The organism is Paraburkholderia sp. JPY419 (assembly GCF_050435705.1).
In the GTDB taxonomy this organism is placed as follows: Bacteria; Pseudomonadota; Gammaproteobacteria; order Burkholderiales; family Burkholderiaceae; genus Paraburkholderia; species Paraburkholderia youngii.
The window spans coordinates 2,750,775-2,771,392 of the sequence record NZ_JBNDKV010000002.1 but is presented as its reverse complement, the minus strand read 5'-3'; the positions used below and the strand labels follow the sequence as shown (position 1 = coordinate 2,771,392).

18 protein-coding genes, 2 tRNA genes and 2 pseudogenes are annotated in these 20,618 nt (G+C 65.0%); 13 read left to right on the top strand and 9 right to left on the bottom strand.

Annotation, left to right across the window (positions count from 1 at the left end):
• Nucleotides 1–10: 10 nt before the first annotated feature.
• Nucleotides 11–1,132, bottom strand: a complete 1,122-nt coding sequence (locus QFZ91_RS18920; RefSeq protein ID WP_429568061.1) for an enolase C-terminal domain-like protein — start codon at nt 1,130–1,132, stop codon at nt 11–13.
• A 267-nt stretch (nt 1,133–1,399) separates the two neighbouring features.
• Between QFZ91_RS18920 and ribBA the strand changes: the two are divergent.
• The 4 genes and pseudogenes from ribBA to QFZ91_RS18900 all read left to right on the top strand — a co-directional run bounded on the left by ribBA (nt 1,400) and on the right by QFZ91_RS18900 (nt 4,884).
• Nucleotides 1,400–2,534, top strand: a pseudogene (gene ribBA / locus QFZ91_RS18915) (bifunctional 3,4-dihydroxy-2-butanone-4-phosphate synthase/GTP cyclohydrolase II).
• Between the two features lie 48 nt (nt 2,535–2,582).
• A complete protein-coding gene (gene ribH, locus QFZ91_RS18910) occupies nt 2,583–3,095 on the top strand; it encodes a 6,7-dimethyl-8-ribityllumazine synthase (protein WP_013090228.1) in 513 nt (170 codons plus the stop codon).
• On the top strand, nt 3,092–3,526 hold the full coding sequence (gene nusB / locus QFZ91_RS18905; protein ID WP_176105300.1) for a transcription antitermination factor NusB: 435 nt from the start codon (nt 3,092–3,094) through the stop codon (nt 3,524–3,526). Before ribH ends, nusB begins: the two co-directional genes overlap by 4 nt.
• A 161-nt stretch (nt 3,527–3,687) precedes the next feature.
• On the top strand, nt 3,688–4,884 hold the full coding sequence (locus QFZ91_RS18900) for a pyridoxal phosphate-dependent aminotransferase (RefSeq protein WP_429568060.1): 1,197 nt from the start codon (nt 3,688–3,690) through the stop codon (nt 4,882–4,884).
• Nucleotides 4,885–4,982: 98 nt separating this feature from the next.
• Here QFZ91_RS18900 and QFZ91_RS18895 read toward each other — a convergent pair whose 3' ends face one another.
• Nucleotides 4,983–6,200 (bottom strand): transglycosylase SLT domain-containing protein, encoded by a 1,218-nt coding sequence (locus QFZ91_RS18895; RefSeq protein WP_429568059.1) that lies wholly within the window; start codon nt 6,198–6,200, stop codon nt 4,983–4,985.
• 618 nt (nt 6,201–6,818) lie between these two features.
• Between QFZ91_RS18895 and QFZ91_RS18890 the strand changes: the two genes are divergently transcribed.
• Entirely contained in the window at nt 6,819–8,393 is a 1,575-nt protein-coding gene (locus tag QFZ91_RS18890; protein WP_429568058.1) for a UbiD family decarboxylase, read from the top strand.
• A 47-nt stretch (nt 8,394–8,440) separates the two neighbouring features.
• Nucleotides 8,441–9,118: a LysE family translocator gene (locus QFZ91_RS18885; protein ID WP_176105296.1), complete on the top strand. Its 678-nt coding sequence runs from the start codon at nt 8,441–8,443 to the stop codon at nt 9,116–9,118.
• Between the two features lie 69 nt (nt 9,119–9,187).
• Here the strand turns inward: QFZ91_RS18885 and QFZ91_RS18880 are convergent, their stop codons facing one another.
• The 3 genes from QFZ91_RS18880 to QFZ91_RS18870 form a co-directional block, all read right to left on the bottom strand.
• On the bottom strand, nt 9,188–10,153 hold the full coding sequence (locus QFZ91_RS18880) for a threo-3-hydroxy-L-aspartate ammonia-lyase (RefSeq protein WP_176124422.1): 966 nt from the start codon (nt 10,151–10,153) through the stop codon (nt 9,188–9,190).
• Between the two features lie 209 nt (nt 10,154–10,362).
• Nucleotides 10,363–10,677, bottom strand: a complete 315-nt coding sequence (locus QFZ91_RS18875; RefSeq protein ID WP_176105294.1) for a hypothetical protein — start codon at nt 10,675–10,677, stop codon at nt 10,363–10,365.
• 386 nt (nt 10,678–11,063) lie between these two features.
• Nucleotides 11,064–11,225 (bottom strand): hypothetical protein, encoded by a 162-nt coding sequence (locus QFZ91_RS18870; RefSeq protein WP_013090236.1) that lies wholly within the window; start codon nt 11,223–11,225, stop codon nt 11,064–11,066.
• Nucleotides 11,226–11,498: 273 nt separating this feature from the next.
• Here QFZ91_RS18870 and QFZ91_RS18865 point away from each other — a divergent pair, with 273 nt between their 5' ends.
• The 3 genes from QFZ91_RS18865 to QFZ91_RS18855 all read left to right on the top strand — a co-directional run bounded on the left by QFZ91_RS18865 (nt 11,499) and on the right by QFZ91_RS18855 (nt 13,572).
• Nucleotides 11,499–12,434: a Rossmann-like and DUF2520 domain-containing protein gene (locus QFZ91_RS18865; RefSeq protein ID WP_429568057.1), complete on the top strand. Its 936-nt coding sequence runs from the start codon at nt 11,499–11,501 to the stop codon at nt 12,432–12,434.
• 96 nt (nt 12,435–12,530) lie between these two features.
• Complete coding sequence (locus tag QFZ91_RS18860) at nt 12,531–12,851, top strand: EthD family reductase (RefSeq protein WP_176105292.1); 321 nt, start codon at nt 12,531–12,533, stop codon at nt 12,849–12,851.
• Between the two features lie 157 nt (nt 12,852–13,008).
• The gene (locus QFZ91_RS18855; RefSeq protein WP_176105291.1) at nt 13,009–13,572 is read left to right on the top strand and encodes a YggT family protein; all 564 of its coding nucleotides are present in this window, start codon (nt 13,009–13,011) and stop codon (nt 13,570–13,572) included.
• Nucleotides 13,573–13,706: 134 nt separating this feature from the next.
• Here the strand turns inward: QFZ91_RS18855 and QFZ91_RS18850 are convergent.
• Nucleotides 13,707–15,417 (bottom strand): annotated as a pseudogene (locus QFZ91_RS18850) (methyl-accepting chemotaxis protein).
• A 224-nt stretch (nt 15,418–15,641) separates the two neighbouring features.
• Between QFZ91_RS18850 and QFZ91_RS18845 the strand changes: the two are divergent.
• Nucleotides 15,642–15,715, top strand: a tRNA-Gly gene (locus QFZ91_RS18845).
• 126 nt (nt 15,716–15,841) lie between these two features.
• A complete protein-coding gene (gene trmB / locus QFZ91_RS18840) occupies nt 15,842–16,648 on the top strand; it encodes a tRNA (guanosine(46)-N7)-methyltransferase TrmB (protein WP_429568056.1) in 807 nt (268 codons plus the stop codon).
• Between the two features lie 69 nt (nt 16,649–16,717).
• On the opposite strand, the gene QFZ91_RS18835 is transcribed toward trmB, so the two are convergent.
• From QFZ91_RS18835 to QFZ91_RS18825, 3 genes are all read right to left on the bottom strand, one after another.
• On the bottom strand, nt 16,718–17,554 hold the full coding sequence (locus QFZ91_RS18835; RefSeq protein WP_176381198.1) for an undecaprenyl-diphosphate phosphatase: 837 nt from the start codon (nt 17,552–17,554) through the stop codon (nt 16,718–16,720).
• A 90-nt stretch (nt 17,555–17,644) separates the two neighbouring features.
• Nucleotides 17,645–18,238, bottom strand: coding sequence for a DUF1439 domain-containing protein (locus tag QFZ91_RS18830; protein ID WP_176105287.1), 594 nt, complete (start codon nt 18,236–18,238; stop codon nt 17,645–17,647).
• Between the two features lie 83 nt (nt 18,239–18,321).
• Nucleotides 18,322–18,597, bottom strand: a complete 276-nt coding sequence (locus QFZ91_RS18825) for a YkgJ family cysteine cluster protein (protein WP_429568055.1) — start codon at nt 18,595–18,597, stop codon at nt 18,322–18,324.
• A gap of 206 nt (nt 18,598–18,803) precedes the next feature.
• Between QFZ91_RS18825 and hemN the strand changes: the two genes are divergently transcribed.
• Both hemN and QFZ91_RS18815 read left to right on the top strand, forming a co-directional pair.
• Entirely contained in the window at nt 18,804–20,189 is a 1,386-nt protein-coding gene (hemN, locus tag QFZ91_RS18820; protein WP_429568054.1) for an oxygen-independent coproporphyrinogen III oxidase, read from the top strand.
• Between the two features lie 121 nt (nt 20,190–20,310).
• A tRNA-Leu gene (locus QFZ91_RS18815) sits at nt 20,311–20,395 on the top strand.
• Nucleotides 20,396–20,618: the final 223 nt, after the last annotated feature.

The window sequence follows — 20,618 nt, the reverse complement described above, 5'->3', positions numbered from 1 at the left end:
CTGCCCTGCTTTATTTGATGAGGTAGCGCGCGGCGTCGCCATGCTTGAACTCGAGCCCGCAACCGGGCCGCGACAGATCCGGCTCCATCTGGCCATCGCGCAAACGCGGCGCGCCGTCGAACAGCATCGCTTCGATCCGGGCGTGGTCGTGGAACCACTCCTGATGTCGCAAGCGCGGCGCCGCGCACGCGACGTGCAGATGCAGCGCCGGCGCGCAGTGGGCGGACAGCGGCACGTGATATGCGTCGCACAGCGCGGCGGCCTGCAGAAAGCCGGTGACGCCGCCGCATCGGCTCGCGTCGGCCTGCAGCACGTCGACGGCACCGGTCGCGAGCAGGTGGCGGAAATCGTCGAGCGTATAGCCGTATTCGCCGGCGGCGATCTCCATGCCGGCCGGCGCGTGCTCTCGCACGGTGCGCAGGCCCGCTTCGTCGTCCGACGACACGGGCTCCTCGAACCAGCTCACCTGGTGCTCGGCGAAGCGTTGCGCGTAGTACAGCGCCCGCTGCGGCGTGAACGCGCCGTTCGCGTCGACGAACAGGCCCGCGCCGCCGATCGCCTCGCGCGCCGCCGCGGCGCGCACCGGGTCCTTGTCGGGCTCACTGCCGATTTTCATCTTGACCCACCGGCAGCCGTCCTGCGCGACCCAGCCAGCGAACTGCTGCTGCAAGCGCTGGTTCGTGTACGTGGTGAAGCCGCCGCTGCCGTAGACCGGCACGGTCGGGCGCAGCGCGCCGAGGACGCACACTAGCGGCGCGCCTAGCAGCTTCGCCTTCAGGTCCCACAGCGCGCAGTCGATCGCGGAAATGGCGGTGGCGGCCAGTCCCGCGCGGCCGAGATTGCGCACCTGGCGTTGTAGCCGTTGCCAATGCGCGCCGACGTCCAGGCCGTCGTGATTCAGGACGCAAGCGGCGAGCGCGCCCTGAATCAGTGCGACGATGCAGGCGTCGCTGTATGTGTAGCCGATGCCGGTGTCGCCGCCCGCGTCGACCTCGACCACGACCAGCGTGGTCGCGTCCCACGCGAACGTGCCGTCGGCTTCCGGCGCGTCGGTCGGAATCCGGTACGCGCTCGCGCGCAGTGCAGTGACGGGCGCCTGTGACGAGCCCTCGCTCGTGACGCCGCGCTTCATGGCCACGCTCCTTGCGCGTGCGCGTGACGTCTTGCGGTGGTGCGATAGCCGACGGTCCCCGACATTGCAGTCTCCGGGTGGAAGTGAGACGAAGCTGCCTGCCGCGCCGCAAGTACCGTTCCGCACTATTGCAGTCCGTAAAGCGGGCCGCGATGGCAACCACGCCCCGCTCTTCGTCGATCGGCCAAACCGCCTATGTCGTCTGGCGGAGGCGACTTGGGCCCGCGCGTGGCGTAAAATACGCGCTTTCCCGAAAAACTCGCCAACATGACGCTCGCCTCCACCCAAGAGATCATCGCCGAACTGAAAGCCGGCCGGATGGTGATCCTCGTCGACGAAGAAGACCGCGAAAACGAGGGCGACCTCGTGATCGCTGCCGAGTTTGTCACTCCGGAAGCGATCAATTTCATGGCTCGCTACGGCCGCGGCCTGATCTGCCTGACGCTGACCCAGGACCGCTGCAAACAGCTGAACCTGCCGCTGATGACCTACCGCAACGGCACGCAGTACGGCACCGCGTTCACCGTCAGCATCGAAGCGGCCGAAGGCGTGACGACCGGCATCTCGGCAGCCGACCGCGCCCGCACGATCGCCGCCGCGGTCGCGCCGGACGCAAAGGCCGAACACATCGTGCAGCCGGGTCATATCTTCCCGATCATGGCCCAGCCGGGCGGCGTGCTGGTGCGCGCCGGCCATACCGAGGCCGGCTGCGACTTTACGAGGCTCGCGGGCCTCACACCCGGCCGCGGTGATCTGCGAAGTGATCAAGGACGACGGCACGATGGCGCGTCTGCCGGACCTGCTCGAGTTCGGCAAGGAGCATGGCCTGAAGACCGGCACGATCGCCGATCTGATCCACTATCGCAGCCGCACGGAATCGATCGTCGAGCGGATTAGCGAACGCACGATGCAAACCGCGCACGGCGCGTTTCGCGCGGTCATGTATCTCGACCAGCCGAGCGGCCAGCCGCATCTCGCGCTAGTGCGCGGCACGCCGTCACCCGATCGCGACACGCCGGTGCGCGTGCACGAGCCGCTGTCGGTGCTGGATCTGCTCGAAGTCGGCGAATCCACTCACTCGTGGACGCTCGATGCGGCGATGAAAGAAATCGCGGAACGCGATCTCGGCGTGGTCGTGCTGCTGAACTGCGGCGACTCGAAAGACCATCTGATCGACGTCTTCAAGGCGTTCGACTCGAAGGAAAAAGCGGACGCGCTGAAGCGCCGCCCGGTCGACTTCAAGACCTACGGCGTCGGCGCACAGATTCTGCGCGAACTCGGCGTCGGCAAGATGCAGGTGCTGTCGAACCCTCGTAAGCTCGGCAGCATGTCGGGTTATGGTCTCGAAGTCACGGGCTTCATTCCGATGCCCGGCAGCAAAACGCAAGCCCCGCAAGTCTGATCCGGCCACTCACGCGCCTCGCGCCCACTCAAACACTACGGAATTCACATGGAAATCGGACAATATCAACCGAATCTCGACGGCGACGGACTGCGCATCGGCATCGTCCAGGCGCGCTTTAACGAACCCGTCTGCAACGGCCTCGCCGACTCCTGCATCGAAGAACTCGAACGCCTCGGCGTGACCGGCGAAGACGTGCTGCTCGTCACGGTGCCGGGCGCGCTGGAAATCCCGCTTGCGCTGCAAAAGCTCGCTGAAAGCGCGCAATTCGACGCGCTGATCGCGCTCGGCGCGGTGATCCGCGGTGAGACGTACCACTTCGAACTCGTGTCGAACGAAAGCGGCGCGGGCATTACGCGCATCGGCCTCGACTTCGGCATTCCGGTCGCGAACGCGGTGCTGACCACCGAGAACGACGAGCAGGCCGTCGCGCGCATGACCGAGAAGGGTCGCGACGCCGCGCGCGTGGCTGTGGAGATGGCGAACCTCGCGGTTGCGCTCGAACAGCTCGGCGGCGATGACGACGAAGATGAAGACGAAGACGATGAGGAAGAGGCATGAAGAGCGCACGCCGACGCTCCCGCGAACTGGCCACGCAGGGGCTTTACCAGTGGCTGCTGTCGGGCTCGCCCGGCGGTGAGATCGACGCGCAACTGCGCGGCGCGCAAGGTTACGACAAGGCCGACCACGAGCATCTGGACGCAATCCTGCATGGCGTGATGCGCGATTCCGAGGAATTGTCCGCCGCGATCGCGCCATGCCTCGATCGTCCGATCGATCAGTTGTCGCCGGTCGAACGCGCGGTGCTGCTGGTCGCCGCGTTCGAACTGAAGAATCACGTCGACATTCCGTATCGCGTGGTCATCAACGAAGCGGTCGAGCTGACCAAGACGTTCGGCGGCTCGGATGGCTACAAGTACGTGAACGGCGTGCTCGACAAGCTCTCGGCGCAACTGCGCGCCGCCGAAACGCAGGCGGCTCGTAAGAGCTGAGCGCTGCGCGGGCGGGGCCATGCCGTGCATCGGCTCCCGCCACGCCGCATTGCCCAGGGCGAAGCGCCTCGAGCGCCCGCAAGGACGCCGCCGCGCGCATCGATGAGCGCATCATTCGATGAGTGGGCGCCGTTCCCTGCTTCTGAATTGGATCTGACCGTATGAACTCCGTGACCGAACCTCTCGTGCGGCTTGCCGCGCGCGTCGATGCCATCCAGCCTTTCTACGTGATGGAACTGGCCAAAGAGGCCGCGATGCTCGAACGAGCCGGGCGCGACATCATTCACATGGGCATCGGCGAGCCGGATTTCACCGCGCCCGAACCGGTCATCGAGGCGGCCGCGAGCGCGCTGCGCCGCGGCGTCACGCAATACACGAACGCGCTCGGCGTGCACGAGCTGCGCGACGCGATTTCCGCGCATTACGCCGAGTTCTACGGCATCGACGTCGATCCGGCGCGGATCGTGGTCACGGCGGGCGCGTCGGCAGCGCTGCTGCTCGCGTGCGCGGCGCTCGTCGATCGCGACGACGAAGTGCTGATGCCCGACCCGTGCTATCCGTGCAACCGCCATTTCGTGATCGCCGCCGAAGGCAGGCCTGTAATGGTGCCGAGCGGGCCGGCAGAGCGCTTCCAGCTGACCGCCGCCGACGTCGAACGCCTGTGGGGCGAGCGCACCCGCGGCGTGCTGCTCGCGTCGCCGTCGAATCCGACCGGCACGTCGATCGAGCCGGCCGAACTCGAGCGGATCGTCAAGGCCGTGCGAGCGCGCGGCGGCTTCACGATCGTCGACGAGATCTACCAGGGCCTCAGCTACGACGCGAAGCCCGTGTCGGCGCTGTCGTTCGGCGACGACGTGATCACCGTCAACAGCTTCTCGAAGTACTTCAACATGACCGGCTGGCGACTCGGCTGGCTCGTCGTGCCGCCCGCGATGGTCAGCGCGTTCGAAAAGCTCGCGCAAAACCTGTTCATCTGCGCGTCGGCGCTCGCGCAGCACGCGGCGCTCGCCTGCTTCGAGCCGGAGACGATCGCGATCTACGAAGCGCGGCGCCTCGAATTCAAGCGACGCCGCGACTTCATCGCGCCGGCGCTCGAATCGCTCGGCTTCTCGGTGCCCGTAATGCCCGACGGCGCGTTCTACGTGTACGCCGACTGCCGCGGTGTCGCGCATCCCGCGGCCGGCGACAGCGCGGCGCTCACGAAGGCGATGCTGCACGATGCCGGCGTCGTGCTGGTGCCTGGCATGGACTTCGGCACCCACGCGCCGAGGAACTACATCCGGCTTTCGTATGCGACCGCGTATCCGAAGCTCGAAGAGGCTGTCGAGCGGCTGGCGAAGCTGTTCGGGCGGCATTGATGTTGATGAGGCACTGAGCCGGCGGCTACCGGCCTGCCAGACGCAAAAAAAGGACACCCTCGGGTGTCCTTTTTTCATGCGGCTAGCAAATGTCTAACTCAAGCCCCCAGCTCCGACGCCGACGCCACATGGCGCGTTGCCGAATTGGCGCTGGCGTCGTCCTGCTGATCGGCCGGCTGCGAGTGCGCCGCCGGAGTCTCCGAGCTCAGCGCGTGGCCGCCCTGCAATGTCACCTGGACGCGCTTGCCGTTGCCGCCGCTCGTCGAGGCGGCTGGCGCCGGCGTCGTCGACGCGCTCAGCACCGGAGCTTGCGGCGCATTGATCGGCACCTTGCGGCCGCGCGCGACATCGCGCAGACGACCGCGCTCGGCCATCACCTTCGCGCCGTAGCCACCGTCGTCCGACGTGCTCGAGCCGACGTACAGACGCAGGCCACCCGGCAGCGAGCCGCCGCGTGCGATGCAATCCTTCAGCACGAGCGCGCCGACCTTGATGTTCGCGAGCGGTTCGAGCGCAGCGCTCTGGCCGCCGAAATACTGGAATTTGTCCGAATGCACTTTCGACATAACCTGCATCAGGCCCTGTGCGCCGACACCGCTCTCGGCGTACGGATTGAAGCCCGATTCGATCGCCATCACTGAGAGCAGCAGCAGCGGATCGAGGCCGACTTCGCGGCCGGTGTCGAACGCGGCCCTCACGAGCTCGCTGACGGGTTCCTGCGCGACGCGATAGCGCCGCGCAAGGTACGACGCGACCAGGTCCTGCTCGTGGCTCGACACGAGCACACGGTCGTCGCGCGCATCGGCGGACACGCGTTGCTGCGGAATTAGACGCGCGAGCGCGCTGACGCCCTGCATCGTGCGCGGATCGAGGCCATTGAGCGCGACGGTGCTGGTGCCCTGCGTGGCAGCGTTGTCGAACGCGCCGTCGAAGCTGGTGGTCGCCGAGGTCAGGGTCATGCTGCCGTCGCTCGACCCATCGGAGGGGCTCGGCGTGTTCGGCGCGGTCGGTGAATTGGCCGACAGGGATTCGTCGGAGGATGCCCCGGCGTTTCTGATCGGTCCGATGGCCGGCAGCGGGTTGCCTTGCAGCAGGCGGGCGGGACCCGCTTGCACGGCGGCGGAAATGACCGGCATCAGACGCGCAGCCAACACGCCGCGCCAGGCCGGCATCAGCCACAGTGCAAGAGCCAGCACCACGGCGATCCCGCCGACAATGCTGAACAGGTGATGACTCAGTCGCGTCCCGCGGCGCAGCGCACCGCGCACAACCTGCGCAATACGCTCATCAGGACGCCACGATAACCAGGCGTTCATTCAGATCTCCCATCTTGCATGATCCGCGAACCCCGCCGGGTCAAATCAGGCGGTACAGCGCGCTCGCAGAGTCAAGACATCGCGTGCTCTCTGGTTGGGCAGCAGCGACGTCGGGAAAACGGCAACAAATACCGTTTCGGGGAGCCATCTCAAAAACAGCCCACACATATTCAATGTGTACGGGCCTGGCTCCCACGCGAAAAACCAGCGTTGGTGGACGCTGGTGAGGGACTTCAATAATGCCGTTCTACCCTGCAGGGAAGTAAAACGGTGACGCGTTGCGTCTGAGGACCGGGGGCGACGGTAAAAAGGTTAACGCCCTGCAACCAATGTGGACGGATTCTATGCACGGTTTTATAGATCGTCAACACTATAGAATGCAATATCTATAACTATTTGTAATTATAAACAGTGTTCAGTCCGCCGGAAGCCCTGTTCTATGTGCGTTTTAGGCGATCCGGCCCTGGCTGTTCGGGATTGACCATTTGGTTGATCTACGTGCGCTGGCTAACGCAGGTAAAATCGACAATCGTTTTTTTGCGCCACGCAGATACCACCGTCGGTCCTGCTGCGCCCTCAGTCCTATGCGCCGTGCATGCGGCCCTGAACCCGTCACAGATGAAATACAAAGACTTGCGCGATTTCATCGGCCGCCTCGAGGCGATCGGTGAATTGCGCCGAATTTCGCAAAAGGTGTCGCCGAATCTCGAAATGACCGAACTGTGCGACCGTGTACTGCGCGCGGGCGGTCCGGCTCTGCTGTTCGAGAACACCGAGCGGCACGCGTTCCCGGTGCTCGGCAATCTGTTCGGCACGCCGCGCCGCGTCGCGCTCGGCATGGGCATCGATGCCGAAGCGGGCGCGGGCGACCAGGCGGTGCTCGAATCGCTGCGCGACGTCGGCCGGCTACTCTCCGCGCTGAAGGAACCGGAACCGCCCCAAGGTCTCAAGGACGCCGGCAAGCTGCTGTCGCTAGCGAAGGCCGTGTGGGACATGGCGCCGAAGACGGTCAGCGCGCCGCCCTGCCAGGAAATCGTCTGGGAAGGCAACGACGTCGACCTCGGCAAATTGCCCATCCAGACGTGCTGGCCCGGTGACGCCGGGCCGCTGATCACCTGGGGTCTGACCGTCACGAAAGGGCCGAACAAGAGCCGACAAAACCTGGGTATCTATCGCCAGCAACTGATCGGGCGTAACAAACTGATCATGCGCTGGCTCGCGCATCGCGGCGGCGCGCTCGATTTCCGCGAGTTCGCGCTGAAAAATCCAGGCAAGCCGTATCCGGTGGCCGTCGTGCTCGGCGCGGACCCGGCGACGACCCTCGGCGCGGTCACGCCGGTGCCCGACACGCTGTCCGAATACCAGTTCGCCGGCCTGCTGCGCGGCGGGCGCACCGAGCTCGCGAAATGCATCACGCCGGGCGTCGACGGTCTGCAAGTGCCCGCGCGCGCCGAAATCGTGCTCGAAGGCTTCATCTATCCGCAGGAAGGCGCGCCCTCGTCCGCTCCGGCCGGCGCGCCGCCGCGTCCGTCGAAGGGTGCGTCGGCCATGTACGAACACGCGCTCGAAGGCCCGTATGGCGATCACACCGGCTACTACAACGAACAGGAGTGGTTCCCGGTCTTCACGGTCGAGCGGATCACGATGCGCCGCGACGCGATCTATCACTCCACCTACACCGGCAAACCGCCCGACGAGCCCGCGGTCCTCGGCGTCGCGCTGAACGAAGTGTTCGTGCCGCTGCTGCAGAAGCAGTTCACCGAGATCACCGACTTTTATTTGCCGCCCGAAGGCTGCAGCTACCGCATGGCGATCGTGCAGATGAAGAAGAGCTACCCCGGCCATGCGAAGCGCGTGATGTTCGGGGTGTGGAGCTTCCTGCGGCAGTTCATGTATACGAAGTTCATCGTCGTCGTCGATGAGGACGTCAATATCCGCGACTGGAACGAAGTGATCTGGGCGATCACCACGCGAGTGGACCCGACGCGCGACACGGTGCTCGTCGACCGCACGCCAATCGACTATCTCGATTTCGCGTCGCCGGTAGCCGGCCTCGGCTCGAAGATGGGGCTCGACGCGACCAACAAGTGGCCGGGCGAAACCGACCGCGAATGGGGCCGCCCGATCGTGATGGATGAGGCGGTCAAGCAGCGTATCGACAGCTTGTGGAACGAGTTGGGCCTCGGTCTGTAAACGCGCGCCAAACAACACAACTAATAACGGATGGAGCGCTCGCGCGGATGCACGCTTTTTCAATGATGTCGGACGGCTTTTTTCTGTCCTTGTCGCTATGCCTCGATATCGGTCTCGTCAACGTCGCGATCATTTCGCTGACGCTGTCGCACGGCTTCCGGCCGGGCTTCTGGCTCGGCCTCGGCTCGTGCGTCGGCGATCTCATTTACGCGGCGCTCGCGCTCGCGGGCATGGCTGCGCTGCTGCAGTTCGAATCGGTGCGCTGGGTCGTGTGGATCGGCGGCGCGGCGATCCTGCTGTTTCTCACCTGGAAGATGGCGCGTGAAGCGATGTTCCCGGCCACGGCACCCGCTGTTGCCGGCGAAGGCGACGCTACTGCGCATCAGTCGCCATGGCGCGGCTTCCTGCGCGGCGTGCTGCTGGCGGTGTCGTCGCCTTCGGCGATCCTGTGGTTCGCGGCGGTCGGCGGCGCGCTGATTGCGAAAGCCGGCGCAACGAGCCCGACGACCGCGCTGATCTTCCTCGGCGGCTTCTTTCTCGGCGGCCTGTGCTGGACGCTTTTTATCTGCGGGCTCGGCAGCCACGGACGCAAGCGCGCGGGCGCCGGTCTGCTGCGGGCATGTCACGTTCTGTCGGCGCTGCTGTTCGCCTATTTCTCGTACAGCGTGATCGTCAACGGGTATCGCGACCTGATCGTACAAAGCACTGCACAAGTAGCAAGCTGAAGCGGTTCACGCATAAGAAAGCGGCTCGCATCGGCGAGCCGTTTCTTCATGCGACTCGACGTGAGTCGCTCATGCGAGGTACTGCGCGAGCTTCGGCAAATCGACGTTGCCGCCGCTCACCACCACGCCGACGCGCTTGCCCTTCACCGGCACGATGCCATTCAGCACCGCCGCCGCCGCGAGGCAACCGGTCGGTTCGACGACGATCTTCATGCGCTGCGCGAAAAAGCGCATCGTCTCGATCAGTTGCGCATCGCTGACCGTTTCAATTCGCGCGACCAGCCGACGGATGACCGCGAACGTGTAATGGCCCAGATGCGTCGAGGCCGCGCCATCGGCGATCGTGCGCGGAGTATCGATATGCACGATCTCGCCGCGCGCGAGCGACTGCTGGCCGTCGTTGCCCGCTTCGGGCTCGATGCCGATCACCGTGCAAGCAGGGCTCAGCGCGGCCGCCGACAACGCGCTGCCGCTGATCAACCCACCGCCTCCAAGGCACACGAACAAGATGTCGAGAGGGCCGGTGTCGTCGATCAGCTCCTTGACCGCGGTACCCTGCCCGGCAATCACGTGCGGATGATCGTACGGCGGAATCAGCGTCATGCCACGCTCCTCGGCCAGGCGCCGGCCGATCTCCTCGCGATTTTCCTTGTAGCGATCGTACGTGATCACTTCGCCGCCGTAGCCTTTGGTCGCGGCGACCTTGGCCTCGGGTGCGTCGTGCGGCATCACGATCGTCGCGTGAATGCCGGCAAGACGCGCCGACAACGCGATGGCCTGCGCGTGATTGCCCGACGAATAGGTCAGCACTCCGGCCTTGCGCTGCTCCGCGTCGAAATGCGAAATCGCGTTGTACGCGCCGCGGAACTTGAACGCGCCCATGCGCTGGAAGTTTTCGCACTTGAAGAACACCGACGCGCCGGTGCGCTCGTCGAACGTGCTCGACGTCAGAACGGGGGTACGGTGCGCGACGCCTTCGAGACGCGTGGCGGCGTCGAGGACGTCATCGAAGGTGGGAGCGGGAAGCGCTTGCATCGGCGGAACTCTCCTGGAGCGATGGCGAAGCAGCCATTCTCCCAGCTTCATCCATGCTTTGGAACGGTGCTCGCGCGAGCGCGCGACACCTGCGGGGAAACACGGCGGAAAGCAAAACCAGCGATACAAATAGAAGCGGCGTAACCCGGCACAAGCCGGTGTTACGCCGTCGAGGTTCCCGCGCGCGTCACGCGCGCCCGCGCTTCTTCTTAATGACGATAGTACGGGTGCCCGTACCAGCCGCGATAGTAGCCACGGTAGCCGTGGTAGTAGCCACGATAATAAGGATGGCCATAGCCGTAATAGCCTCCGACCACCACTGGAGCCGGGGCCACGACAACCGGCGGCGCATACACCGGCGGAGGCGGCGGCGCGTAATAGACGGGCGGCGGCGCCGCGTACACCGGATAGGCCGGCGCGATCGGCACCCCAAGGCCGATACCAACGGAAACACCTGCCTCAGCAGCCCCGGCAAGTCCCAAGCCGAGTGCGGCTGCAACGACGAATGGAACGATCTTTTTCACTTCTATTCTCCTAGCGCGGCCTGCCAAGGTCGCCGACTGCGCATGCCTCGCATGCTGTGAAACCAATGTATCTAAAAAGCCCCGGCCGGACTGTTCGCATTTGTTGCAAATTGCAAGGGCAAGCCGAAGCGTTTTGCCGGGCGCCGCACGTGCGCGCCCACGCGCCGCCGCGGCGACAGCCAAAGGAGCCGTGAATCAAGGGCTTGCACGCGAGCGACGGGCCGCGGGTCATAGGTCTGATCGAACGCGAGGGGCTAGAGTTCGCGCATCGGTAAACTTTAATTACAAATTCGCTTCAATCCTGACAGCCGGGAGAGATTTCCCAATAAAAAATGCCCGGCTCAATCGCTGAGCCGGGCACTTTCTCACCTGCGAAGACCGCGCGACTAGCCGACCTTCACGTACACGAATTCGCGGGACACATTGGGCGGCACGTACGCGCCGCTGATCCGCACGCGCGGCGTCAGGCGCTTTTTCTGATCCCACCAGCGACGGCGCTGGGCGTGCGTCAGGAACCGCAAGTGTTTTCGGTAAGAAAAAATACTCATCGCTACCCTCCCGATTTTCTGACTACGAACGAAGTACGAAAATACGACCGTCAAAACCGGCTCATCGACCACTGTTCCTGTCACTACGATTGTGAGCAGTTTTCACACCCGTGGGCGTCGCGCCGCCCGATGACCGACCGGTGGCGCCATATCGCCCGCAAACTCATCCGACGACAGCTGTCGAGCCGCGCAAGGGGCAGGATCGGCCCGCGGTTTGCGGATGCGAGATACTGCTGCTTTCCCGTTCACACGATCCGTCTGGAGCAGGTGACCATGTCCCAGTCTTCCTTGCCGCGCGTCGGCTTCATCGGCGCGGGGCGGCTTGCGCGCTGTCTCGCGCTCGCGTTCGCGCGCGCCGGCTACCCGGTCACCGCGGTGGCGAGCCGCTCGGCCGATTCCGCGCGCCGGCTCGCCGCCCAGTTCGCATACTGCATGGCCTCTGACGACCCGCAACAAGTCGTCGACGCCGCCGATATCGTTTTTTTAGCCGTTCCCGACGACAGCATCGGTACGACAGCGCACACACTCCGCTTTGGCGGCGATGCGGCAAGCCACCCCGGCAAGGCGCTCGTGCACTGCAGCGGCGCGTCGCCGGTCGAATTGCTGGCGCCGGCGCGTGATCAGGGTGCGGCGATCGGCGGCTTTCATCCGCTGTATCTATTTAGCGGCGAGCTCGCCGATCTCGAGCGGATCGCCGGCTGTTCGGTGACGATCGAAGCCGACGGCGAACTGAAGGAGACACTGACCGCGCTCGCGCTCGCGCTGCGCTGCCATCCGCTGTCGATTCCGCCGGGCGGCCGCATGCTGTATCACGCCGCCGCGCACTACGCGGCGAGCTTTGCGCTGTGCAGCCTCGCCGAATGCGTCGCGTTGTGGCGCACGCTCGGCTTCGCCGAGGACGATGCGCTGCGCGCGCTTATGCCGATGCTCGCCGGCACGATCGAAACGGCGCGCGACAAGGGCCTGCCGAACGCGCTCGCGGGGCCGGTATCGCGCGGCGACACGGGTGTCGTCGAGAAGCAGCTGGCGCTGCTCGAAAGCTTCGACGGCGACCACGCCGCGCTCTACGGTCTGCTGACGCGCCGCGCGGTCAACCTCGCCCGACGGCGTGCCGCGCCGCCCGCGACGATTGAAGCGATCTCCGAAGCTGTGGAAGAATCGCTTGGCCGCTCGCTGAATCAGGCGGCAGCAGGTGCAAGCGTCAAGTAAGCCGTGATAATGTGACGTCCGGCGCGCCGGGCGAAGCAGATGCGAACCACGCGACGACCCGCGCCGCGCCTCGGGACCAACAGACGAGAACGCACAATGATCAAGGTCAGCATCCTCTACCCGTACCGGGAAAATGGCCGCTTCGACATGGACTACTACTGCGCGACCCATATGCCGCTCGCGGCGAAGCTGTTCGGGCCGGCGCTGAAAGGCTGGTCGGTCGACGCGGGCCTGAACGCCGGGCCGCCCGGCACGCCGCCTCCTTACGTGGCCGCGGGTCACTTCCTGTTCGACAGCGCGGACGATTTCTACGAAGTGTTCAAGCCCGCGTCCGAGCAACTATTGGCGGATATCCCGAACTACACGGACGGCGGCAATGGCACGATCCTGATCAGCGAGGTCCGGACTTCGGTGTGATGCCGGACAGACAACCACCGGCAGGCGGTGCGCAATGGCGTCGAACCTCCGGTTGGCTGACCAGGTAAATCCAGAAAACCGCCGGCGCGCACCGATCTTGCGACGCCGGCAGCCCGCGGCCCGCCGGTGGCCGTTATCAGAAGCATAAGGACCCGAGATGTTTGGCGATATCGCCCGTTTTCTGCTCAATACCATTTTCACGCTGTTCGGCGCCGCGCTGCTGTTACGCGCGTGGCTGCAGGTCGTCCGCCTGCCGCCGTACAACCCGGTCTCGAACGCCGTGCTGCAGGCGACCAACTGGATCGTGCTGCCGCTGCGGCACATTCTGCCGAGCACGCGCAGGATCGACTGGGCGAGCGTGGCCGCGACGCTGATCGCCGCGATTATCTACGTCGTCCTGATGATCGTGATGACCGGCGCCGATCCGCTGACGCTCGTGCCGACGCTGCTGATCGTCGCGGTGCTGACCGCGATCAAGTGGGCGCTCAATCTGGTCATCTGGATGACGATCCTGATGGCGCTGCTGTCGTGGCTCAATCCGCGCTCGCCGGCGATGCCGATTCTGTATCAGCTGACGGCGCCGTTTCTGAATCCGCTGCGCCGCGTGCTGCCGAAATTCGGCGGTATCGATCTGTCGCCGATTCTGCTGTTCGTGATCGTGCAGGTGCTGCAGATGGTCGTCACGCGCGCGGCGGTTCAGCTGACTTATTTTGTGATCTGAGCTGATCGCGCTCGAGACGCCGCCGCTTGCGACTGCATGCGGCGGCGTTTTCGTGTCTGCTGATCGTAGTGGCGGCTTCGACCGCCCTCAGGCGGTCAATTTCCGGATCGCCAGGCTCGGTCGCGAGCCGTGGATTAGAACGTACTCCAGTCACTCTGTGCTGCCGCGGCCGCCGCCACGCGCTCGCGCGCAGGCACGGCCGCCGCGGCCTGAGGCAACGCCGGCTGGTCGACACGCACGCGCGCCGACGCTCGAGTGGGCGCCGGCAAGGCCGCCGCAAAGGCACGGCTCTCCGCCGTCCGGAACACCGACACCGTCTGCTTCATCTTGCGCGCCTGCGCTTCGAGCGATTGCGCAGCCGCCGCGGCCTGTTCGACGAGGGCCGCGTTCTGCTGCGTGGTCTCGTCCATCTGCGTGACGGCCTGGCCGACCTGGTGAATGCTGCGGTTCTGCTCTTCGGAGGCCGTCGCGATCTCGTCGACGATATTCGACACGCGATGAATCGCGTCCTTGATATCGGCCATCGTCGTGCTGACTTCGGCCGCCTGCTGCGTGCCGCCCTCGATTATCGCAACCGACGTCGTGATCATCTCCTTGATCTCCTTCGCCGCGCTGGCCGAGCGCTGCGCGAGGTTACGCACCTCGCTCGCAACCACCGCGAAACCGCGCCCCTGCTCGCCCGCGCGCGCCGCCTCGACCGCCGCGTTCAACGCAAGAATATTGGTCTGGAACGCGATGCCTTCGATCACGCCGGTAATCTCCGAGATCTTCGTCGAGCTGCCGCTGATCTCGCCGATCGTGCGCACCATGCCCTCGACCGCCGTGTTGCCGGTGTTGACGACCTGTGCGGCCTGAGTCGCGAGCGCGCTCGCGTTTCGTGCGTTGTCGCTGTTGCGGCCGACGGTCTGCGTCAACTCCGACATGCTCGCCGCGGTCTGTTCGAGCGAAGCGGCCTGCTCTTCGGTGCGAGCGGACAGATCGATGTTGCCGCTCGCGATCTGCTGCGAAGCGATGCTGACCGACTCGGCGCTTTCGCGGATCGAGCCGATCGTCGACGCGAGACGCTCCTGCATGTGCGCGACCGCGCACAGGATGCTGCGCTCGTCGGCCGCGCCGGTGCGCAGGCGCTGGCTCAAGTCGCCGCCCGCGATCTGCTCGACGACCTTGGCGACTTCGGCCGGTTCGCCGCCGATCTGCCGCACGACCGCCCGCGTCACCAGCAGCCCCAAGCCGATCGCAATCGCGACGCCGACGAGCGCGCAGCTCGCGATCCACCACGTCACCGAGCGAACCATGTCGACGCCGTTCGCGACGCGCTGTCTGGCCAACTCATCCCGCACGTCCGACAGCTTGATCATCAGTGTGCGCAGCTTGACGTGCAGCGGGTCGGTGGTCGATTTGAGCTCGGCGAGCGCCGGTCTGATCGCCCTGGTCGGCCAGCGCCAGCACCTTCGCGACCGAGCTCATATAGGCCGGATAGGCGGCGTCGAAGTCGCTCAGCAATTGCCTTTGCGCGTCGGTGGTCGCGTGCTTGCGCTCGTAGTCGAACGCCGCCAGGATCGCCGCTTCACCGCCGTGATTCAGGCGCACCGTATCGGCGCGACCCGCCGGCTCCGGATTCAGGATGTACGAATAGAGGCGGCGGAAGTGCGAGGCCGCCTGCCATGCGGCGGTGCCGTCGTCGCGCACCGGCACGAATTCGCGGTCGTACATTTCGGTTTGCATCGTCGCGACTTCGCGCACCTTCAGCACACCGACCGTGCCGACGATGGCCGTCACGAACGCGCACAGCATCAACGAGCCGACAAGCCTGTGGCTCAGTTTCGGATTGGAAAACCACTGCATCTTGGGAAAGTCTCTTGAACAGGATGGGGAGCGCCGGGGGCGTGCCGGCTTGCGGGTGTGCAAGCGCACGATGTTGGGCAGCATCCGGGTTAACGGCAGGCGCAGACGCCATCTGAAGACGCGCGCCGTTCTGACCGTCGACGCGAGAAGACGAGGTGGCTGTTCCTGCGCGCGAACCATACCCCTGCCCAAACCGCCCAAAAGCCTGTAAAATCGCGAGTTCCGCGGGCGTCGTATAATGGTAATACCCTAGCTTCCCAAGCTAGAGCCGTGGGTTCGATTCCCATCGCCCGCTCCACTTTCCTGCTGACTATTCAGCGGAAGCTAGCAAGAGCCGCCTCCCCGAAGGCGGCTTTTTTGTAGTGGCAACGGCCCGGCACAGCGCGCAAGCCGCGCAGCCCTCACCCTTGCAGCAGCATCGACGATGATCCACGATCCAAACGACTCCGGTCTCCCGGACGACTCCCCGACTCCCACGAGCGCAGCAGACCAGTCCACCCGCGACGGGACGCACGACTTCGACGGCACGCCCGGTGCGACGCCGGCAGACACGCTTCATCACCGCCGCATCCGCAGCTTCGTCACGCGCGCGGGTCGCGTGTCGACCGGCCAGCGCCGCGCGCTCGATGAGTTCGGCCCGCGCTTCGTCGTGCCCTACACGCCGCAGCAGCCCGACTGGACCGGCGTGTTCGGCCGCGAAGCGCCGCGCGTGCTGGAGATCGGCTTCGGCATGGGGGCCACCACCGCCGAGATCGCCGCGCAGCGTCCCGGCGACGACTTCCTCGGCGTCGAAGTCCACGAGCCCGGCGTCGGCGCGCTGCTGAAGCTGATCGGCGAGCAGTCGCTGACGAACATCCGCATCATCCAGCACGACGCGGTCGAAGTGCTCGAGCACATGATCGCGCCCGACAGCCTGGACGGCGTGCACATCTTCTTCCCCGATCCGTGGCACAAGGCGCGCCACCACAAACGCCGGCTAATCCAGCCGAAGTTCGTCGCGCTGCTCGTGTCGCGTCTGAAGCCGGGTGCGTATCTGCATTGCGCGACCGACTGGCAGAACTACGCCGAACAGATGCTCGAAGTGCTCGGCGCCGTTCCGCTGCTCGATAACACCGCCGACACCTACGCACCGCGGCCCGACTATCGTCCGGTGACGAAGTTCGAGCGGCGCGGCCTGCGGCTCGGCCACGGCGTGTGGGACCTGGTATTCCGCAAGCGCGCCGCCGCATAACGCGACGAAACGGCAAGCCAACGAAAAAAGGTCCGCATTCGCGGACCTTTTTTCGTTGCACGGCCAGCCTCAATCGGCCCAGCTCAACCCACCGCTATAACCGATCAACAGGATCAGCAGACCGAAGCCGATCCGATACCACGCGAACACCGTGAAGTCGTGCGACGCGACGTAGCGCAGCAGCCAGCGAATGCAAATGAACGCACTGACGAACGCAGCCGCGAAGCCGAGCGCGAAGCTGCCGAGCGCGTCGGTGGTAAGCAGATTCCAGTCCTTGTACAGTTCGTAGGCGGTCGCGCCGAAGATGATCGGGATCGCGAGAAAGAAGGAAAACTCGGTCGCGGCGCGGCGCTCGATGCCGAACAGCATGCCGCCGATGATCGTCGAGCCCGAGCGCGAGGTCCCCGGAATCAGCGCGAAGCACTGCGCGAGGCCGACTTTCAGTGCATCGAGCGGGCTCAGATCGTCGATGCTGCGCACCCGCACCGCCGCGTCGCCGCGCGCACGTTGACGCGCCTCCGCCCACAGGATCACAACGCCGCCCGCAACCAGCGCGAACGCCACCGGCACCGGCGCGAACAGCGCCTCCTTGATCGACTTTTCGAACAGCAGGCCCAGCACGACCGCCGGAATCGTCGCGATGATGACGTTCAGCGCGAAGCGGCGCGCTTCGGGCCGGTTCGGCAGACCCACGATCACGTTGCCAATGCGACGGCGAAACTCCCAGCACACCGCGAGAATCGCGCCGAGCTGGATCACGACATCGAAGGTCTTCGCGTGCTCGTCGGAGAAATCGATGAGACTGCCGACGACGATCAGATGCCCGGTGCTCGACACCGGCAGGAACTCCGTCAAACCCTCGATCACGCCGAGAATCAGCGCTTTGCAAGCCAGTAGCCAGTCCATCCGTGCCCCTTATCGCAGTTGGTTGTCGCAACGAAATGGGCCGGCACGGTCATGACTCGCACGCGCGGCCCTCGTGGCCGCGCGTGCGAGTCATCTTTCGACGATCTGCACGCGTATGCCGTTTGTAAGGATGGTGATTGTACCGGGTTCGTAATGGACGCCGGCAAATTGCAGTTGCTCGGGCTTGAACGTGTAGATCGGATAGTTGGTCAGCAATTGGGTCGCGAGCAGCGCCGCGGCCGCGTTGATCTGCTGCGTGTACATCTGCGCCTGGCCGTTCACGCTGACGTTATCGACACTCGGCGACTTGAGGATCACCGAACGGCTCGCCGCATCGTAGGCAAGTTCGCTCGACAGCGTGAACACGCCATCGACCGGCTCTTGCAGGAACGGGCTGGCGAAACGCGCGTCGAGCTTCACCTGCACGCGGTTCGCATCGGGCAGCATGCCCACCACCGGATTGCTCAGCGCGACGTCGAATACCTGCGACACCGTGCGCTGATACGGGAATTTGCGCTGCACGGCCTCCTGTACCTGCTTCTGCGAGAACGTGTATTGCGACGGCATGAACGGAAACGTCGGGCTCGCGCAAGCCGCGAGCGACACGGTGATGCCAAGCACGCTGCAGCCGGTCAGCGCGGCGCGCAGAAAGCGGCGCCGGGCCGGCGCTGCGGGTCGAGTCATGCGAAATCTCCTGTGGAAGCCCTTGCGGACATCGGCTTGCGTTGGCTTTGAGGTGGGTGATGGCGCTTATCGCGTGCCGCGCATCATGGAAGCGATGCCGGTTGTGTTTGCACCTCGAGTTGCTTGAGCCACGCGAGCGCTTCACTGCGATTCGCGCCGCACATCTCCTGTTGCGGCTGCAGACCCGAGCAGCATGCGGGCCGCTCCGGCCGCCCGAAGATCGCGCAGCGCAGATCGTCGCCGAGTTGCACGCAGCGAACGCCCGCCGGCTTGCCGTTGGGCATGCCGGGAATCGGACTCGAAATCGACGGCGCGATACAGCACGCGCCGCAATCGGGACGGCACGCGTGATCGTCCACTCGTGCGCTCCTCAACCTTTGATCCACGTCATCTTTCCTGAACTCAAACCTTGGCAACGCGTTGCCAGACCCGCATTGTGCCACTGCCTGTCTGTGCGACCTTTTTACACAAACGGAGCCCGCAGGCGCGCAATTAAACTGAAAACTCCCGAACGGCCATGCATACGCGATACGCCGCGAGAACCGCCCACCGTCCGATACCGCTCATGTCCGTAGCCGACACCCTGTTCCGCCCCGACCTGCTCGCGCGCTACAGCGCGAATGGTCCCCGGTATACGTCCTATCCGACCGCGCCGCAGTTCCGCGAATCGTTCGACACGGCCGACTATCGCCGCGCCGCCGCCGATCCGGGTGCCGCGTCGACCGATCTGTCGCTGTACTTCCATATTCCGTTTTGCGACACCGTGTGCTTCTACTGCGGCTGCAACAAGGTCGTGACGAAAAACCGCGCGCACGCGCGGCCGTACCTCGAGCGGCTCAAACGCGAAATCGGCTTGCAGGCTGCGTGTTTCGATACACAGCGGCCCGTGTCGCAACTGCATTGGGGCGGCGGCACGCCGACGTTTTTGTCGCATGACGAGATGACGGAATTGATGGCCGCAACGCGCGAGCACTTCAATCTGCCGCCCGACGATCAAGCCGAATGTTCGATCGAGGTCGATCCGCGCGAGGCGTCGCCCGGCACGATCGCACTGCTGCGCCATCTCGGCTTCAACCGGCTGAGCCTCGGCGTGCAGGACTTCGATCCGCGCGTGCAGCAGGCGATCAATCGCATCCAGCCGTTCGAGATGACCGCGTCGGTGATGCAAGCGGCGCGCGCGCACGGTTTTCATTCGATCGGCGTCGATCTGATTTACGGCCTGCCGCATCAAACGGTCGCGAGCTTCAGCCGCACGCTCGACACGATGCTCGAACTCGCGCCGGACCGGCTGTCGGTGTTCGCGTACGCGCACATGCCGCAGCTCTTCAAGATGCAGCGGCAGATGAATGCCGCGACGCTGCCGTCGAGCGAAGTGCGGCTCGCGCTGCTGCAACGGGTGGTCGAACGGCTGACACAGGCGGGTTATGTGTATATCGGCATGGATCATTTCGCGCTGCCCACTGACGAGCTCGCGCGCGCGCAGGGACAGCGCACGCTGCATCGCAATTTCCAGGGCTATAGCACGCGGGCCGAATGCGATCTGATCGGCTTCGGCGCCTCGTCGATCGGCAAGGTCGGCGACGTGTACGTGCAAAACGCGCGAGAGCTGCCCGCCTACACCGACGCGATCGACGGGGGCCGGCTCGCGATCGCGCGCGGCATCCGCCTGTCCGCCGACGACCGTCTGCGGCGCGACGTGATCACGCAACTGATGTGCAACCTCGAACTGCGTTTCGACGAATTCGAGGCGGCGTACGGCATCCACTTCGCCGACACGTTCGCGCCGGAGCTCGCGCGTCTGCGTGCATTCGAGGACGACGGACTGATCTCGCTCGGCGCGCGCAAGCTCGAAGTGCGGATGGCCGGTCGCATGCTTGTACGCAATCTCGCGATGGTATTCGACCGCTATCTCGGCGACCAGACGCTCACACGGTTCTCGCGCACGGTCTGAGGACCGCTCGTTGCGAACGCGCTGTGGAGGGTGAAGGCAATCGGCTTGCCCGTCGAGCGATTTTCGGCCATAATCTGCGTCTTCCTCGCGCGCTGAACTTCTGATGCGCGCTGCAGTATCTGCCCAGGTGGTGAAATTGGTAGACGCAGGGGACTCAAAATCCCCCGCCGCAAGGCGTGCCGGTTCGATTCCGGCCCTGGGCACCAAACACTCTTCAACCGGTTTCAACGGTTCCCCACAAAGCCCCGACAGCCAGCGCTGAGCGGGGTTTTTGTTTGCTGTGGTCTCCAACGTTTCACCAGGGATTACAACCCCATCAGGGGGTCGTTTGGCGTGTTGCCACGATCCGTACACGAAGCCGGGTGAAAAACTTCGGAAGCTGTACGGCGGCGGCCTGCTTCTCGTCACGCCAACGAACAACAAGCGATA

Excerpts from the sequence above, each read along its gene's own strand:
- nusB (WP_176105300.1), top strand. The coding sequence starts at position 3,092 with ATGAAGAGCGCACGCCGACGCTCCCGCGAACTGGCCACGCAGGGGCTT.
- QFZ91_RS18880 (WP_176124422.1), bottom strand. The coding sequence starts at position 10,153 with ATGCAAGCGCTTCCCGCTCCCACCTTCGATGACGTCCTCGACGCCGCC.
- QFZ91_RS18900 (WP_429568060.1), top strand. The coding sequence starts at position 3,688 with ATGAACTCCGTGACCGAACCTCTCGTGCGGCTTGCCGCGCGCGTCGAT.
- QFZ91_RS18885 (WP_176105296.1), top strand. The coding sequence starts at position 8,441 with ATGCACGCTTTTTCAATGATGTCGGACGGCTTTTTTCTGTCCTTGTCG.
- QFZ91_RS18870 (WP_013090236.1), bottom strand. The coding sequence starts at position 11,225 with ATGAGTATTTTTTCTTACCGAAAACACTTGCGGTTCCTGACGCACGCC.
- QFZ91_RS18865 (WP_429568057.1), top strand. The coding sequence starts at position 11,499 with ATGTCCCAGTCTTCCTTGCCGCGCGTCGGCTTCATCGGCGCGGGGCGG.
- QFZ91_RS18890 (WP_429568058.1), top strand. The coding sequence starts at position 6,819 with ATGAAATACAAAGACTTGCGCGATTTCATCGGCCGCCTCGAGGCGATC.
- QFZ91_RS18895 (WP_429568059.1), bottom strand. The coding sequence starts at position 6,200 with ATGAACGCCTGGTTATCGTGGCGTCCTGATGAGCGTATTGCGCAGGTT.
- QFZ91_RS18835 (WP_176381198.1), bottom strand. The coding sequence starts at position 17,554 with ATGGACTGGCTACTGGCTTGCAAAGCGCTGATTCTCGGCGTGATCGAG.
- hemN (WP_429568054.1), top strand. The coding sequence starts at position 18,804 with ATGTCCGTAGCCGACACCCTGTTCCGCCCCGACCTGCTCGCGCGCTAC.
- QFZ91_RS18830 (WP_176105287.1), bottom strand. The coding sequence starts at position 18,238 with ATGACTCGACCCGCAGCGCCGGCCCGGCGCCGCTTTCTGCGCGCCGCG.
- QFZ91_RS18855 (WP_176105291.1), top strand. The coding sequence starts at position 13,009 with ATGTTTGGCGATATCGCCCGTTTTCTGCTCAATACCATTTTCACGCTG.
- QFZ91_RS18860 (WP_176105292.1), top strand. The coding sequence starts at position 12,531 with ATGATCAAGGTCAGCATCCTCTACCCGTACCGGGAAAATGGCCGCTTC.
- ribH (WP_013090228.1), top strand. The coding sequence starts at position 2,583 with ATGGAAATCGGACAATATCAACCGAATCTCGACGGCGACGGACTGCGC.
- trmB (WP_429568056.1), top strand. The coding sequence starts at position 15,842 with ATGATCCACGATCCAAACGACTCCGGTCTCCCGGACGACTCCCCGACT.
- QFZ91_RS18920 (WP_429568061.1), bottom strand. The coding sequence starts at position 1,132 with ATGAAGCGCGGCGTCACGAGCGAGGGCTCGTCACAGGCGCCCGTCACT.